This window comes from Deinococcus ficus (assembly GCF_003444775.1).
In the GTDB taxonomy this organism is placed as follows: domain Bacteria; phylum Deinococcota; class Deinococci; order Deinococcales; family Deinococcaceae; genus Deinococcus; species Deinococcus ficus.
Map to the genome: position 1 here is coordinate 694372 of NZ_CP021081.1, position 15671 is coordinate 710042.

At 72.7% G+C, this 15671-nt stretch carries 15 protein-coding genes; 11 read left to right on the plus strand and 4 right to left on the minus strand.

Features of this window, described 5'->3' with window-relative positions:
• Positions 1-89 precede the first annotated feature (89 nt).
• Complete coding sequence (locus tag DFI_RS03510) at positions 90-371, plus strand: DUF485 domain-containing protein (protein ID WP_027461958.1); 282 nt, start codon at positions 90-92, stop codon at positions 369-371.
• Complete coding sequence (locus tag DFI_RS03515) at positions 368-1954, plus strand: solute symporter family protein (protein WP_022800063.1); 1587 nt, start codon at positions 368-370, stop codon at positions 1952-1954. The genes DFI_RS03510 and DFI_RS03515 overlap by 4 nt, the downstream gene beginning before the upstream one ends.
• A gap of 49 nt (positions 1955-2003) precedes the next feature.
• On the opposite strand, the gene DFI_RS03520 is transcribed toward DFI_RS03515, so the two are convergent.
• Both DFI_RS03520 and DFI_RS03525 read right to left on the minus strand, forming a co-directional pair.
• Complete coding sequence (locus DFI_RS03520) at positions 2004-2615, minus strand: 3'-5' exonuclease (RefSeq protein WP_051307453.1); 612 nt, start codon at positions 2613-2615, stop codon at positions 2004-2006.
• A 25-nt stretch (positions 2616-2640) separates the two neighbouring features.
• A complete protein-coding gene (locus DFI_RS03525; RefSeq protein WP_027461960.1) occupies positions 2641-4440 on the minus strand; it encodes a putative nucleotidyltransferase substrate binding domain-containing protein in 1800 nt (599 codons plus the stop codon).
• A 285-nt stretch (positions 4441-4725) separates the two neighbouring features.
• Between DFI_RS03525 and acs the strand changes: the two genes are divergently transcribed.
• The 5 genes from acs to DFI_RS03550 all read left to right on the plus strand — a co-directional run bounded on the left by acs (position 4726) and on the right by DFI_RS03550 (position 10549).
• Positions 4726-6702, plus strand: coding sequence for an acetate--CoA ligase (acs, locus tag DFI_RS03530; RefSeq protein WP_051307454.1), 1977 nt, complete (start codon positions 4726-4728; stop codon positions 6700-6702).
• Between the two features lie 37 nt (positions 6703-6739).
• A complete protein-coding gene (locus DFI_RS03535; protein ID WP_051307455.1) occupies positions 6740-8629 on the plus strand; it encodes a PAS domain-containing sensor histidine kinase in 1890 nt (629 codons plus the stop codon).
• Positions 8626-9264, plus strand: coding sequence for a response regulator transcription factor (locus DFI_RS03540; RefSeq protein WP_027461962.1), 639 nt, complete (start codon positions 8626-8628; stop codon positions 9262-9264). The genes DFI_RS03535 and DFI_RS03540 overlap by 4 nt, the downstream gene beginning before the upstream one ends.
• Positions 9265-9344: 80 nt before the next feature.
• Positions 9345-9842, plus strand: coding sequence for a GlcG/HbpS family heme-binding protein (locus DFI_RS03545; protein ID WP_027461963.1), 498 nt, complete (start codon positions 9345-9347; stop codon positions 9840-9842).
• Between the two features lie 113 nt (positions 9843-9955).
• On the plus strand, positions 9956-10549 hold the full coding sequence (locus DFI_RS03550) for an ankyrin repeat domain-containing protein (RefSeq protein ID WP_027461964.1): 594 nt from the start codon (positions 9956-9958) through the stop codon (positions 10547-10549).
• On the opposite strand, the gene DFI_RS03555 is transcribed toward DFI_RS03550, so the two are convergent.
• Positions 10546-11193, minus strand: a complete 648-nt coding sequence (locus DFI_RS03555) for an SIMPL domain-containing protein (RefSeq protein WP_027461965.1) — start codon at positions 11191-11193, stop codon at positions 10546-10548. The two genes, DFI_RS03550 and DFI_RS03555, sit on opposite strands and share 4 nt — an antisense overlap.
• 22 nt (positions 11194-11215) lie before the next feature.
• Positions 11216-12388 carry an aminotransferase class I/II-fold pyridoxal phosphate-dependent enzyme gene (locus DFI_RS03560; protein ID WP_027461966.1) on the minus strand — a complete coding sequence of 391 codons (1173 nt, stop codon included), beginning with the start codon at positions 12386-12388 and terminating at the stop codon, positions 11216-11218.
• A gap of 74 nt (positions 12389-12462) precedes the next feature.
• Between DFI_RS03560 and nagA the strand changes: the two genes are divergently transcribed.
• The 4 genes from nagA to DFI_RS03580 are packed head-to-tail and all read left to right on the plus strand — an operon-like array spanning position 12463 to position 15654.
• The gene (nagA, locus tag DFI_RS03565; RefSeq protein WP_027461967.1) at positions 12463-13578 is read left to right on the plus strand and encodes an N-acetylglucosamine-6-phosphate deacetylase; all 1116 of its coding nucleotides are present in this window, start codon (positions 12463-12465) and stop codon (positions 13576-13578) included.
• A 40-nt stretch (positions 13579-13618) separates the two neighbouring features.
• Complete coding sequence (locus DFI_RS03570; protein WP_043776928.1) at positions 13619-14629, plus strand: SIS domain-containing protein; 1011 nt, start codon at positions 13619-13621, stop codon at positions 14627-14629.
• A 2-nt stretch (positions 14630-14631) separates the two neighbouring features.
• Entirely contained in the window at positions 14632-15141 is a 510-nt protein-coding gene (locus DFI_RS03575) for a DUF2721 domain-containing protein (RefSeq protein ID WP_027461969.1), read from the plus strand.
• A gap of 18 nt (positions 15142-15159) precedes the next feature.
• Positions 15160-15654 (plus strand): P-loop nucleotide/nucleoside kinase family protein, encoded by a 495-nt coding sequence (locus DFI_RS03580; protein WP_229829551.1) that lies wholly within the window; start codon positions 15160-15162, stop codon positions 15652-15654.
• Positions 15655-15671: the final 17 nt, after the last annotated feature.

Here is a 15671-nt window from a genome sequence, read left to right on the forward strand (position 1 = left end):
GCGTGTTTCCCGCAGGACGACACCCGCCTCACTGGACGCGCCGTTCAGTGCCCTCCCGGCCCACCCGGCCGCTCCCCAGGAGGTCCACCATGACAGCCCACTCCCCCACCCGGAACGCGGCCTACGCACGCCTGATCGCCGCCCGGAACAGCTTCACCGTCACCATGACGGTCACGTTCCTGGCGCTGTACCTGCTGCTGCCGCTGCTCGCCGGGTACAACCGCCCCCTGATGGCCACCAAGGTCATGGGCAACATCACCTTCGGGTACGTGCTTGCGTTCCTGGAATTCATCATGGGCTGGGCCATGGCCTGGATCTACGTCGTGAAGGCCCGCGAATTCGACCGGCTGGCCGAGGAGGCCCGCGCGTGACCTTCCTGCTCGCTGCGATCATCGTTGCCATCACCCTGGGCGTCACCTTCTGGGCCAGCAAACGCAACACCAGCGCCAGCGACTTCTACGTCGCGGGCGGCAAGATCAGCGCCACGCAGAACGGCATCGCCATCGCCGGGGACTACATGAGCGCCGCGTCCTTCCTGGGCATCACCGGCCTGATCGCCCTGAACGGCTACGACGGCTTCATGTACTCGGTCGGGTGGTTCATCGCGTACCTCACGGTGCTGTTCATCGTGGCCGAACCCCTGCGCAACCTGGGCAAGTACACCCTGGCCGACATGCTCGTGTACCGCCTGAAAGACCCCCGCGTGCGCTTCTACGCGGCCTTTTCCACCATCACCATCAGCACCTTCTACATGATCGCGCAGGTGGTCGGCGCCGGCAGCCTGATCAGCCTGCTGTCCGGCAACGCCATCCGTCCCGAACTCGCCATTCCGCTGGTGGGCGTGCTGATGATCGTGTACGTCGTGATCGGCGGGATGCTCGCCACCACCTGGGTGCAGATCATCAAGGCCATGCTGCTGATGTTCGCCACCATCGTCATGACCGTCCTGATCCTCGCCCGGTTCGGGTTCTCGTTCAGCAACCTGCTCGGGCAGGTCGAGGCGAGAAACGGCGCGGAATTCCTCGGCAGCGGCGTGAAGTACACCAAACCCCTGGAACTGATCAGCCTGTGCCTGGCGCTGGTGCTCGGCACCGCCGGCCTGCCGCACATCCTGGTGCGCTTCTTCACCGTGCCCACCGCGCAGGACGCCCGCAAGAGCGTCGTGTGGGCCATGGTCCTGATCGGTGCGTTCTACGTCATGACGGCGTTCATGGGCAACGCCGCCAACGTCCTGCTCGGTAAGGAGGCCATCACCGAGGCGAACGCCGCCGGCAACATGGCCGCGCCCATGCTCGCCCAGGCCCTCGGGGGCGGCGCCGGCACCGTCGGCGGGGAGTTCGGGCTGGCGTTCGTGACGGCCGTGGCCTTCGCAACCATCCTGGCGGTCGTCGCGGGGCTCACCATCAGCGCCAGCACCAGCTTCACGCACGACATCTACAACGGCGTCCTGAAAGGCGGGCAGGCCAGCGAAACGCAGCAGTTCAAGGTGGCGCGCATGGCGACCGTCGCCGTGGGCATCGCCGCGATCCTGCTGGGCCTGCTCGCCAAGAACCAGAACGTGGCGTTCCTGGTCGCGCTGGCCTTCGCCATCGCCGCCAGCGCCAACCTGCCCGTGATCCTGTACACGCTGTTCTGGCGGCGCTTCAACGCCAACGGCGCCATCTGGGGCATCGTGGGCGGCCTGGCCGTCACGCTGGCCCTGATCGCCGTGAGCCCCAACATCATGGGCGTGGACCCCCCGGAGAAGACCACCGGCCGCCACCCCATCCAGGCCCCGGCGATCTTCCCGCTGGAGAACCCCGGCATCGTCAGCATTCCCGCAGGCTTCGCGCTGGCCGCCCTGGGCGCCCTGATCGGCCGCCGCCGCGAGGACGACGACCGCGCCTTCGAGGAGATGCAGTACCGCGCCTACACCGGCGCCGGCGTGGACGGCAGCGTCGCCGCGCACGACTGAACCCCGCCACCCACCCGCGGCCCCCGGTCACCGGGGGCCGCGGCCCTGTTCAGAACAGGCCGAACAGCCCGCTCCGGAAGCCGCTCAGGTGCGTCAGGTCCCGCACGGTGCGCACCCGGCCCCGCGCCTCCAGTTCGTGCGCCAGCACCAGGAACACCTGCGCCGTGATCAGCGCGTCCGCCAGGGCGTCGTGCTCGCCGTACACCGGCACGCCCAGCCGAGCGGCCAGGGCGCTCAGGGTGTACTCGTCGCGCCGGGCGGTCTGCGTGGTGCGGCCGTCCAGCGCCAGGGCCAGCATCAGCGTGTCCACCGTCGCGGCCGGCCGCACGCCCCAGCGTTTCAGGAACCCCAGTTCCAGCGCGGCGTAATGCGCGACCAGCACCCGGCCGGTCAGGGCGGCGGCCAGCGCGCCCCGCAGGTCCGCTGTCGCCGGCGCCGCCTGCAGCAGGTCATGGCTCAGGCCGTGAATGGCGACCGCCTCGTCCCGGAAGGGCCGGGTGGGCCGCACCCACTGCGCGAACGCGCCGTGCAGGTCCAGCGTGTCGCCGTGCAGCGGGACCAGCCCCACCTGCACCACCTCGTCCCGGGCGGGGTTCATGCCGGTCGCCTCGAAATCCAGGGCGGTGAACGGCGCGGCCCGCCAGGGCACGTTCAGGTTCACGCAGCCCGCCCGGACGCGGACGCCCTCACAGGGGCCCGCCGGTCTGGGCGGCCAGGGTGGCCTGCACCCGGCCGATCAGCTTGAACACCTCCCGCAGGTGCACCTCCTGCGGCCCGCCCAGGTCGGCGAGCGGCACGCGGTTGCCGGGCGTCTCCCCGCGCTCCAGCTGCGCGGTCTGGTGCGCGAGGCGCAGGTCCAGCAGGTACGCGTAGGCGCCCAGCAGGTCCGCGCGGGTGTCCGGGTGCAGGAATCCCGCGCCGCTGCCCGGGCCGAGGCGCACGAAGGTGCTCGCCCCGGCCTCCCCGGCGTGCAGCGCCTGAAGCCGCGCCAGGTCGATGATTCGTGCCAGGCCCTGCACCTTGAGGTCCAGCGCGTGGTCCTGCCCGGTGTGCAGGCGCCCCAGGAAGCCCAGCGGGGGCCGCTGGCTCACCGCGAGGCGCGTGAGGTGGTCCATGAATGCCGGCTCATGGCGCGCCGACAGGCGCACGCGCAGGCCCTCGCTGACGTCCAGGTCCCCGGCCACCACCCGCGGATCGAAGTAGATGGTCACGTTCAGCAGCGCCTGCGGGTCCGGCACCCGGAACCACGCCCGCAGCTGCGCGGCGTACTCCTCACGGGTCCACAGGTGGTTCGAGGCCAGCACCCCGCCGTCGCACGGGGGCAGGCCCGCGTGGGCGAGCAGCGCCTCCACGCCCCGCGCCAGGGCCTGGAAGTACGGGCGGTGCTCGGGGGACTGAATCAGCAGGTGGTGGTCCTGGTCCGGGTTCAGGCCGCTCTCGCGCCGCGCCAGGCTGCCCAGCAGCACCCACGCGAAGGGCCCGGGCGCCGCGCCCCACTCGCCGCGCAGCTCCGCCTGCGTGAGCTCCAGGGCGCGGCGGTACAGGGCGTCGTAGGCGTAGCTGACCTGCCGGGCGATCGCCTCGGCCTTCTGTCCGCTGCGATACAGGTGCGACGCCCGCGCTGGCAGGCTCCGCGCGAGCCGCACGAGCGTCCCGGCGTCCGGGGCGTCCAGCAGGTCCGGGACCACGAACCCCAGCCCGCGCGTCTGCAGCCGCAGCAGGTCGGCGGTGCCGAGCATGCCCACCAGTTCCGCGCCGCGCACCAGCGGCAGGTGCCGGACGTTGTGCCGGAACATCAGGTTCAGCGCCGACACCGCCGTGATGTCCTCCGGGGCGGTGCGGGCCGGCGCGCTCATCACCTCGCGCACCGGGGTGGTGGGCGGCAGGCCGCCGGCCAGCACGCGGTTGCGCAGGTCCTTGTCGGTGATGATCCCGTACTGCCCCGGCCCGTGCGTGTCCTGAAGGTCCACCATCAGGCTGCTGACGCGCCGGTCGCGCATGCGCGTGGCGGCCTCCTGCACGCTGGCGTCCGGCGGGACCAGGACGGGCGGCTGCATGATCTCGCTGACCGGCACGCGGCTCAGGTCCGCGCCGGTGTCGGCGCCCAGGTCCGGGGCGCTCAGGCGCTCCGAGAGCTGCGCGCTGAGGAACGCGTGCAGGGCAGGGTGGTTCAGCCACTCGCCGGCCCGCTCCGGGGGCAGCACGTACAGCCAGGCGTCGGTGGTGGCCTGCGCCGTGCCGACCCGCACGCCGCCGCCCAGGGTGTCGCCCTGCGCGTAATGCTCGCCGTTCAGGTCCACCGCGCCGCGCCGGATCACGAACAGCCCGCCGGTCACGTCAAAGGCGCTGCCGCGGGGGCGGTACACGACCTGCAGGGCGCGCACCAGGCGGTCCAGGGTGGGGGTGTCCAGGGTGCGGAAGGGCGGGTAGCGTTTCAGGAAGCGTTCGTGGTCGTGCAGGCCGACCTGGGCGGCAGGACCGAGCATCGCGGGAACCTCCGGGGCAGGGGAGAGGGTGGGTGCAGCCTAGCCTGCCGGCGCACCCATAAGCAGACGTCTAGCCCACCCGGCCCGGGCGAGTGCGGTCCACACGGGAAAAAACTTTGACCCGAGTTCAGTACCCCGCTGGTGACGACAGCCGTGGGCAGAGGCACAGGCGTAAACTTTCAGCCTACACCTGACGCCCTTCCGGCCCGCCTGCCCCGCGCAGGCCGGCCCGCCGTTCCCAGCTTTGCCCCGCCGCCCCGGCACCCGCCCCCACCGGAGGACCCCATGGCGCAGACGCCCCAGCAGCCCAAACCCACCACCGCCCAGGACCACATCGACGCGATGCTGCACGAGAACCGCGTCATTCCGCCCAGCGACGCGTTCCGGGCCCGCGCCAAGGTCAGCCGCGAGGACTACGAGCGGATGTACCGCCAGAGCCTGGACGACCCGGACGGCTTCTGGTCCGGCGTGGCCGGCGAACTGCACTGGATGAAGGACTGGGATCAGGTGCTGGACTGGCAACTCCCCCACGCGCAGTGGTTCGTGGGCGGCCAGACGAACGTGGCCTACAACGCCCTGGACCGCAACGTGCAGCGCGGCTACGGCGACAAACGCGCCATCGTGTGGGAAGGCGAGGACGGCGAGGTCCGCACGTACACATACGCCGAACTGCTGCGCGAGGTGTGCAAGGCCGCCAACGCCCTGGAGGAACTCGGCGTGGTGGCCGGCGACCGCGTCACCCTGTACCTCCCGCTGATTCCCGAGGCGGCCATCGCCATGCTCGCCTGCGCCCGCATCGGCGCGGCCCACAGCGTGGTGTTCGGGGGCTTTTCCGTGGCCGCGCTGGCCGACCGCATCAACAACGCGCAGAGCAAACTGCTCATCACCGCCGACGCCGGGTACCGCCGCGGCAAACCCGTGACCCTGAAGGTGAACGCCGACGAGGCCGCCAAACTCGCCCCCAGCCTGGAAAAGATCCTGGTCGTGAAACGCACCGGCACGCCCGTGGACTGGTGGACCGAGGGCCGCGACCTGTGGTGGCACGACGTCGTGGACCGCCAGAGTGACCAGCACGAGGCCGCCGCGCTGGACAGCGAGCAGCCGCTGTTCCTGCTGTACACCTCCGGCAGCACCGGCACGCCCAAAGGCGTGGTGCACACCACCGGCGGGTACATGGTGGGCACCTACCTCACCACCAAGACCGTGTTCGACCTGCAGGACGACGACGTGTACTGGTGCACCGCCGACGTCGGCTGGGTCACCGGGCACAGCTACAGCGTGTACGGCCCGCTGCTGAACGCCGCCACCGTCGTCATGTACGAGGGCGCGCCCAACCACCCGGACTGGGGCCGCTTCTGGGACATCATCCAGCGGCACAAGGTCACCATCCTGTACACCGCGCCCACCGCCATCCGCGCGTTCATGCAGCACGGCGAGGAGATCCCCGGCCGCTACGACCTGAGCAGCCTGCGCCTGCTGGGGTCGGTCGGCGAACCCATCAACCCGGAAGCGTGGATGTGGTACTGGCGCGTGATCGGCGGGGAACGCTGCCCGGTCGTGGACACCTGGTGGCAGACCGAGACCGGCTCGATCATGCTCACCACCCTGCCCGGCGCGCACCCCAGCAAACCCGGCAGCGCGGGCGTGCCCATGTTCGGCATCGAACCCACCCTGATGACCCACGAGGGCGACGAACTCGGGCCCGGCGACGGCGGCCTGCTGGTCATCAAGCGGCCCTGGCCCAGCATGCTGCGCACCGTGTACGGCGACGACGAACGCTACCGCAAGAGCTACTGGGGCGAGATCGGCGGCGTGTACTTCGCCGGCGACGGCGCCCGCCGCGACAGCGACGGCTACTACACCATCGTCGGCCGCGTGGACGACGTCCTGAACGTCAGCGGGCACCGCCTGGGCACCATGGAGATCGAGTCCGCCCTGGTCTCCCACCCGGACGTGTCCGAGGCCGCGGTGGTGGGCCGCCCCGACCCCGTGAAGGGCGAGGCGGTCGTGGCCTTCGTGCTGCTCCAGGACGGCCACAGCGCCGACCCCGCCGACCTGCGCCGCCACGTCTCCCGCGAGATCGGCGCGCTGGCCCGCCCGGACGCCATCATCATCGCCGAGGCGCTGCCCAAGACCCGCAGCGGCAAGATCATGCGCCGCTTCCTGCGCCAGATCGCCGCCGGGAACGAGATCACCGGCGACACCAGCACGCTGGAAGACCCGGCCGTGCTGGACAAACTGGCCTCCACCCCCGCCGTGTAACGCGCCGCCCGCTGCCCGGGAACGCTACGCTGTGCGGATGCGCCTGCGCCGCGCCCTGCCCTGGACCCTCGCCTGGCTGCTGCTGGCCGCGCTGGGCGCCGCCGCCCTGATCCTGGACCGGCGCCAGACCCTCCAGGCAGCCTTCGACCTGGACACCCGCATCCTGCACCGCGTGCTGTCGCAGCGCATGGAGCAGCAGGAGGCCGTGCTGAACGCCGTGACGGCCCTGGCCGCGCAGGGCGTGACCGATGCCACCCTCGCCGGGTACGTGCAGGCCCTCACCCGCCCGTACCCGCAGATCACCGGCGTGCAGCTCTGCCTGCCGGCCGGGACCTGCCGCACGCTGCTCGCCCCGCCTGCCGGGCTGCCGGACCTCCCGGACGCGCCCGGGGGCGGCCCGCGGCTGCTGTGGCCCCCGGCCGGCCCGCAATACGCCCTGACCCGTGAAGGTGTGCGCGTGTGGGTGGACGCCGGGCGGCTCCTCCCGGCGCGGGACCGGCCCGCCACGCCGATCCGCGTGACCCTGGACCGCCCCGCGGCGGCCGGGGGCGCCCGGCTGGTCACCTTCGGCGCGCCGCCCGGCCCGGCCGCCCTGGCCCTGCGGGCCGCGAAGACGCTCGGCACGGCCCTGCAGCCCTTCCCAATCCGCTTCGAACGGACCTACGGCGCGGGCGCGCTGCCGTGGGCGGCGCTGCTCGTGTGGTGGACGTTGACCGGGCTGCTGCTCGCGGCCCTGGCGCGGCTGTGGTCGGCCCGCCGCGAGGCCGCCCGCGCCCTGGACGACGAGCGCGCCCGCGCGCAGGGCATCGTGCAGGCCAGCACCGACGGCATCGTCCTGACCGACCCGGACGGGCGGGTGGTGCACGCCAACCCCGCCGCGCACGGCATCCTGGGTTCCCTGGCGCTCGGGGAGCACCTGCCGGGCCGGGCGGCCTTCCAGGCCACGCTGTCTCAGGCCCCACTGGATACGGGCGCCTTCTGGCAGGCCACCGAAGCCCGCGCCCTGCCCGCCGGCACCGCCCTGCACCGCGACGGGCACGCGGTGCTCGTGGAAGGCAGCCTCGCGCCGTTGCGCGGCCCGCACGGGCGGCTGCTGGGCCGGGTCCTCACCGTGCGCGAGGTGGGGCCCCTGCAGCAGCGCATGCTGGCCCAGCTCGACGAGGGCGAACGCCGCGTGCGGGAACACGAGACCATGCTCGCCCACGCCGGTCGCCTGTCCACCCTGGGCGAGATGAGCGCCGGGCTGGCCCACGAACTCAACCAGCCGCTCACCGCCCTGCTCAGCTACGGGCAGGCGGCCCGGCGCCTGCTGGACGACGAGGACCCGGATCTGCCCCGCGCGGGGCAGGCGCTGGACGGCATGCTGGCGCAGGCGCGGCGGGCGGCGGACATCATCGCCCGGCTGCGCACCCTGGTGCGGCGCGAACCCGTCCGGCGGCAGCGCGTGGACCTCCCGCAGGCCGTGCAGAACGTCCTGACGTTGTGCCGTGCCGACCTCACGGCCCTGGACGTGACCGTGCAGGCCACGCTCCCCCCGGGCGCCGCCGTGCACGCCGACCCGGTGCAGGTCGAACAGATTGTGCTGAACCTGATCCGCAACGCCCTGGACGCCATGCACGGCACGCCGCCCGGGGAGCGGCGCCTCACGCTGACCCTCCGGCCTGAAGGCCCGGACTGGCAGCTCACCGTGCAGGACACCGGCCCCGGCCTGGACGACGCGGCCCGCGCCGCCCTGTTCCAGCCGTTCCAGACCACCAAATCCGGCGGGCTGGGCCTGGGCCTCACCCTCTCCCAGACGCTCGCGCAGGGCCTGGGCGGGCACCTCAGCGGCGGCGCCCCCCCAGCCGGCGAGACGCGGGGCGCGGCCTTCACCCTCACCCTGCCCGCCTGGACCGCCCCGGACCCCGAAGGAGCCCCCACGCCATGACCCCCGACCGCCGCGAACCCACCGTGTACCTCGTGGACGACGACGCTGCCGTGCGCGACGCGCTGGCGTTCCTGCTCGGCACCGTCGGCCTGCACGTCCGCGCCTTCCCGGACGGCCCGGCGCTCCTGCACGGCCTGGACCCAGGTGACCTGGGCTGCCTGCTGCTGGACATCCGCATGCCGCACGTGAGCGGCCTGCAGCTTCAGGCGGAACTGCGCGCCCGGGGCGTGGACCTGCCGGTCGTGATCATGACCGGGCACGGCAACGTGGACCTGTGCCGCCGCGCCTTCCAGCAGGGCGCCGTGGACTTCCTGGAAAAACCCATCGACGAGACCGCCCTGCTGGAAACCGTGCAGCGCGCCATTCACGCCCACCTGCGCCAGCGCGAGCGGCTGGCTGCCAGCGCCGACGCCCGCGCGCACCTCGCGCGGCTCACCGAGCGGGAACGTGAGGTCCTGCAGGGGCTCATGAACGGCCAGACCGGCAAGCAGAGCGCCCGGCAGCTCGGCATTAGCGTCCGCACCGTGGAAACCCACCGCGCCAGCATCTTCGAGAAGCTGGAGGTGGCGTCCCTGGCAGAACTGATGCGCACCTACCTGAACGTCACCGAACCGCCTGAAGGCCCGCCCGGCTGAGGCCCCCTCCGTAAAACTACGGAGGCCCCCCCGCAAACGCCCGAATGGCGCCCCGGCCCCCCGGCGCGCACCATACAGGCATGAAAAACCTTGCGCTGACCGCCGCCCTGATCGCCTCCACCACCCTCGCCCAGAGCACCCCCGCTCCCGTGCAGCTGGCCGGGTCGCCCACCGTGCAGGTCGCCACGCTGAGCCTGAAGACCGCCAGCGCCCTGGCCCTGCGCACCGTCGAGAACTGCGCCGCCGCCGGGTACAACGTGACCGCCACGGTCGTGGACCGCAGCGGCGTGACCCTGGCCGTCGCCCGCGCCGAGAACGCCGGGCCGCACACCGTGGACGCCAGCCTCCGCAAGGCGTACACCAGCGCCAGCGCCCGCAACCTCACCAGCGAGATGGCCAAGAGCCTCGCCACCACCCCCGCCCTGGCCGACATCCCCGGGTACCTGCTGCTGGCCGGCGGCGTGCCCGTCCGGGTGGGGAACGCCGTGGTCGGCGCGATCGGTGTGGGCGGAGCGCCCAGCGGCATGATCGACGAGAAGTGCGCCACCGACGCCATCAAGACCGTCCTGGGGGGCTGAGCCCCGCGCCCATGCCCGGCCTCCCCGCCCTCTTGCTGCTCGGCGGCCTGCTCCTCGGCGGGGGCAGGCCCACCGCGAGCCCCACCCCTTCCCCCGCACCCCGGACGACCCCCATGACCTCCCCCCTGAATGCCCAGCTGCTGACGGCCGCGCAGCACGGCCAGACCGCCCGCGTGACCGACCTGCTGCGCGCCGGCGCCAGCCCCGACGCGCGTGACGTGACCGGCCGCACCGCCCTGACCTGGGCGGCAGTGGGCGACCACGTGGGCGTGGCCCGCGCCCTGATCGCCGCCGGCGCCGACCCCGACCCGCAGGACCGCAACCGCAACAACGCCCTCCTGGTCACCGGGGAAACCGGAAGCGTGGCCATGCTGCGCGAGGTCCTGAAGGCCAGGCCCGAGCTGACGCGCACCAACCGCTTCGGCGGCACCGCCCTGATCCCCGCGGCGCATCGCGGGCACCTCGCGTACGTGCGCGAGCTCCTCTCCACCACCCGCATCGACGTGAACCACGTGAATGACCTCGGCTGGACCGCGCTCCTGGAGGCCGTGATTCTCGGGGACGGCGGCCCCACCCACACCGAGATCGTGCGGGAACTGCTCGCGCACGGCGCGGACCGCCGCATCGCCGACCGGGACGGCGTCACGCCCCTGCAGCACGCCCGGCAGCGCGGGTACGCCGCGATGGTCCGGCTGCTCGCCCTCTAGGCCGGCCCGGGCTCCTGGGCCGGGTCCTCCAGCATGAAGTCGACGGTGAGGGTCACGCGCAGGGTCCGGGTGGCGCTGTACTCCACACCCACGTCCAGCGGCGGCCCGCCCGCGGCGCGCAGGGCATACATCCGCCCCTCCGGCTGGAATTCCATGGTCGCGCCCGGCAGCTCCCAGGTGTCGGACGCGCGGTGCACGCCTTTCACCCGCTGCCCGGCCGCCCCGGCGATCACGTCCGCCTTGCGGCGGGCTTTTCGCATGGCCTGCGCGGCCAGGGGCAGGCTGGCCTCGAACTCGTCGAACTGCCAGTCCAGCCGCGTGAGCCTCGTATTCCGGCCCGCCGCGACCGCGCCCAGCACCGCCGGCAACTGCTCCGGGGTGGCCTCCGCGCTCAGCTGAAATTCGGCCTTCTGGTTCTTCGCCAGCAGGCCGCTGCTGCTGGCGATCCGCACGCCCTGCACGTGAAGGCGGCCCGCCGGCACGCCCGCGGCCTGCAGGGCCTGCGCGAACTCCCGGACCTCCCGCGCCCGTTCCAGCGCGGCGTTGCCCATCACGAACGTCTCGCCCTCCACCGTCACGAACAGCGTCGCCGCGTGGGCCGTGACCTCCGCCTGATCCTCCACCGTGACACGCAAGAGCCCCATGCGGGGGAGTACGCGCCCCGGCCTAGCGGGGTTGCGCTTCCCGGCCCGCCACGGCCACCCCGGCCAGCCGGCGGGCTGCCTCGCGCAGCACCTCCGGCGGCTGCACCAGCGCGAAGCGCACGAAGCCCTCCCCGCGCTCCCCGAAGGCCCGCCCCGGGCTGACGGCCACGCCCGTCTCCTCGGCCGCCCGCACCGCGAACGCCACACTGTCCGTCAGCCCCGGCACCCGCGCCCAGGCGTACATGCTCGCCTGCGGCGTCTGCACCTCCCAGCCGAGCTCCCGCAGCGCCGGAACCAGCGCGTCCCGCCGCGCCTCGAACGCCGCGGCGCCCACCCGCCCCACCGCGTCCGGCAGGCCCAGCGCCAGCGCCGCCGCCCGCTGAATGCCCAGGTACGGATGGAAGTCCACCGCGCCCTTCACCCGCGCCAGCGCCGCGATCACCCCCGCGTCCCCGACCGCGAAGCCCACCCGGAACCCGCCCATGTGATGCGTCTTGCTCAGCGAGTGCAGCTCGATGACGCCGTCCAGCCCGGCCTCCAGCGCGGACGGCGCGCGGTACTCCCCGAAGGTCAGTTCCGCGTACGGGTGGTCGTGCACCAGCAGCACGCCCCGCGCCCGGCACCACGCCGCCGCCCGGTGGAAGAACGCCACGTCCGCCACCGCCGAGGTCGGGTTGTTCGGGTAGTTCAGCAGCAGCACCCGCGGCCGCATCCCCTCCGGCACCGCGTCCAGGTCCGGCAGGAAGCCGCGTTCCGGCAGCAGCGGCAGCGGCACAGCCTGCGCCCCCGCCACCGCCACCGCCCCCAGGTACGGGGGGTAACACGGGTCCGGGAGCAGCACCGCGTCCCCCGGGTCCGTCACGGCCAGCAGCAGGTGCGCCAGGCCCTCCTGCGCCCCGATCAGCGGCAGCACCTCCGACGCAGCGTCCACCGTCACCCCGAACCGGCGGCCCAGGTACGCCGCGGCCGCCTCCCGCAGCGGCGCCGTATGACTGAACAGCGGGTACCGGTACGTCCCCGGATCCCGCGTCGCGTCCCGCAAGGCCTCCAGCACCGCGTCCGGCGGGTTCAGGTCGCTGCTGCCGATGCTCAGGTCGATGACCTCCAGCCCCCGCGCCCGCGCGCGCGACTTCGCGGCGTCCATCAGGGAGAACACGCTGCCAGGAACCGCTGCCGCCCGCCGGGAAACCCACATGCCGTCCAGGGTAGAGCACCCGCCACCCCGAAAGACTGAGGTACGCTCAGGGGCATGAGCCGCGAGGCCACCCGATGACCACCCTGCGAGGCCAGCTGCTGACCGGCGACGCCCTCACGCCCGGCGAGGTCCGCTTCGGTCCCACCCTGACCCGCCTCACCCACGCCCCGGACGCCCCGGCCGACCTGCTGATCCTGCCCGGTTTCATCGACACGCACGTGCACGGCGGCGGCGGCGGGGACACCATGGACGGCCCTGAGGGCATCCGCACACTGGCGCGACTGCACGCCCGGCACGGCACCACCACGCTGCTGCCCACCACCATCACCAACCCCTGGGCGAACGTGATGGCCGCGCTGAGCGCCGTGAAGGACGTCATGGCGGGCGGCGTGCCCGGCGGCGCCGACATCGTCGGCGCGCACCTGGAAGGGCCCTTCATCAGCCCCGGCCGGCTGGGCGCGCAACCCCCGAACACCGCCCTGCCCACCCCGGACCTCGTGGCGCAGGTGCTCGCCCTGAACGTGGTCCGCGCCGTTACCATCGCCCCGGAGATCGAGGGCGCCCTGAACGCCGCCCTCACCCTCGGCCGCGCCGGCGTGCGCGTCGGCGTCGGCCACACCCGCGCGGACGCCCCCACCGTCACCGCATTCCTGAACGCCCTGCACGCCGAGGGCATCCGCACCGCCGCCACCCACCTGTTCAACGCCATGGGCGGCATCGAGGGCCGCGACCCCGGCGTGCCCGGCGCGCTGCTCGCCGACCCCCACACCTACCCGGAAGTCATTCTCGACACCATTCACGTGCACCCCACGGGCTTCCGGCTGGCCCGCGCCGCCACGCCCGGACGCGTCATGCTCATCACGGACGCCATGCGCGCCGCCGGCCTGGGCGACGGCGAGAGCGAACTGGGCGGGCAGCGCGTCATCGTCAAGAACGGTGAGGCCCGCCTGGAGGGCGGCGCCCTGGCCGGCAGCGTTCTCACCATGGACGCCGCCCTGCGGCACGCCGTGCAGGCCGGCGTGCCGCTGCCCGAGGCGAGCCGCATGCTGAGCGACACGCCTGCCCGCTCCCTGAACCTCACCGACCGCGGCCGCCTGGAAGTGGGCCTGCGGGCCGACCTCGTGGTCCTGGACCGCGACCTCACCGTGAAAGCCGTCTACGTGGGCGGCCAGGAGATTCCCCGTGACTGATTCCACCACTGCCGCCCCTGTTGCCAACCCTGAGCCGTTGATGCTGGTGGAGGCGCGGGAAGCGCCTGAGGTGGTCAGGCGGCAACTGACTGCGAACCGGGAGGCGGTGCAGGCGCTGGTGACCGCCCTGCGGTCCCGCCCCCCCGCGTACGCCGTGACGATCGCGCGGGGCAGCAGCGACCACGCCTGCACCGTCCTGAAGTACGCCCTCGAAACCCAACTCGCCCTGCCGGTCGCGTCGCTGGGGCCCAGCGTGCACACCCTGTACGGCACCCGCCTGGACCTGCACGGCGCCCTGGTGATCGCCGTGTCCCAGAGCGGCGCCAGCCCCGACGTCGTGGAGTCCGTCCGCATGGCCCGCACTCAGGGCGCCCTGACGGTCGCCCTGGTCAACGTCGAGGACAGTGACCTCGCCCGCACCGCCGAGTTCGTGCTGCCGCTGCACTGCGGGGAGGAAAAGGCCGTGGCGGCCACGAAGAGTTACCTCGCGAGCCTCACCGCTTTCCTGCCCGTGCTCGCCGAACTCACGGACGATCAGGCCTTACGGGACGCCCTGCAGGGCCTGCCGGAGCAGCTGACACAGACCCTGGCGCTGGAGGACCAGGCCCGGGGGCTGGCGGAGCGGTACCGGTTCGCGCAGGACCTGCTGGTCCTGGCCCGCGGGTTGCCGTACGGGGTGGCACAGGAAGCGGCGCTGAAACTCAAGGAGACGAGCGGGATTCACGCGGAGGCGTACAGTGCCGCGGAGTTCAGTCACGGGCCGAAACGGTTGCTGGCGGAGGGGGTGCCGGTGCTGGGGGTGACGAGTGTGGACGCGGCGCGGGGGGCGGTGAATGCGGCGTACGCGGAACTGCGGGCGGGAGGGGCGGATGTGCGGACGTTGGGGCCGGACGCGCTGAGCACGCTCATCACGCCGGGGACGGGGCATGGGGTGACGGACGTGGTGCCGACGGCGCTGGGGTTCTACCTGTTCGCGGCACACCTGGCGCTGCACCGGGGCCTGGACCCGGACCGCCCCCCGCTGCTGAGCAAGGTCACCAAAACCCGCTAGGCATGGCCGACCCGACCACCAGCGTCCTGAGTGCCATGATCACGCCCGCCGTGCTCATCACCGGCGCCGCGTCCCTGCTGCTCTCCACCAGCAGCCGCCTGGGCCGCGCCACCGACCGGGTCCGCGCCCTCACCCGCCGCTTCGAGGAACTCGTCAATGTCGAGAACCCCAGCGCCGTGCCCCTCGCCCGCGCCGAGAAACGCCTGATCGTTCACCAGCTCCCACAGCTCACGCGCCGCACCCGGTACCTGCACCGCGCCATGACCGCCCTGTACCTCAGCATCGGCCTGCTGGTCCTCACCAGCCTCCTGATCGGCGGACTGGACCTCCTGCGCATCGGCGGCCTCACGGTACTCCCGGTCGTGACCGCCCTGCTGGGCGCGCTGGCCCTCGCGTACGGCGCCACCCTCCTCAGCTACGAGGCCGGCATCAGCGCCAGCACCACCCGCGAGGAAATGACCTTCCTCAGCGACCTCAGCCGCCACTACGCCGACCTCTACGACGAGAAGTAGGCCCGGCGAGGAGTGGACATGGAGCAGGGCGCCCCTCGCAGTCGCGTGGTGTTCATGTGCGGCCCGGCCGGATCAGGGAAGTCCACCTATGCCAGGGGTCTGGAAGCCCAGGGCCTGACCCGCCTGTCCTTCGATGTGGAAATGTGGCGGCGGGGGATCACGGACGTGCCCCTGCCTCTGGCGCTTCGGGATGAGATCGAGGCCGGACTGCGGGCGCGACTGTTGGAATTGGTCGCTCAGAGAAGGGACGTGGTGCTGGATTTCTCGTTCTGGTCCCGGCAGATGAGGGACGACTACCGCCAGCTCCTCAAGCCGACAGGTGTCATTCCTGAGACGATCTACCTTGCTACAGGGCGGGCTGAAGTGCTGTCGCGCCTGCGAAACAGGAAAGGCCAGCACTCCGATGACTACGTCGTCCCGGACGACCTCGCCGCCCAGTACTACGACGGATTCCAGATTCCTACCGCGGAGGAAGGCCCACTGACCGTCATTGGCGACGCCGATCAAACGTAGGGCCGACGCTTCGCCCG